General features: G+C 36.8%; 1 protein-coding gene. It reads right to left on the bottom strand.

Annotated elements, in window-relative coordinates; genetic code table 11:
- Positions 1 to 10: 10 nt before the first annotated feature.
- On the bottom strand, positions 11 to 253 hold a 243-nt coding region (locus SB658_RS25890; protein WP_410603342.1), incomplete at its 5' end, for a cell division protein FtsA C-terminal domain-containing protein.

Genomic DNA, 253 nt, shown 5'->3' on the forward strand with positions numbered 1-253 from the left:
GTGTCCAATTTTAATCCCATAAATAACGGAATACACGTTTTACTTTTGACATCATACGTTCATCATTTTGATTATTATTGTTTTGATTACGAGTTTTTTGTTTCGCAGGTTGCTGTTGTACCGGCGTTGGTGCTGGTGCTGGTACTGGTTCAAAATGTTCTTGCTTTTCCTGCACATTTTTCCCACGTAATTTAGCTTTTTGATAAGAATGTTTAATTAATCCTACTCCACTTGTATATTGGGGCTCACGCAC

This window comes from Bacillus sp. SIMBA_008 (genome assembly GCF_046535495.1).
GTDB classification, from domain to species: Bacteria; Bacillota; Bacilli; order Bacillales; family Bacillaceae; genus Bacillus; species Bacillus subtilis.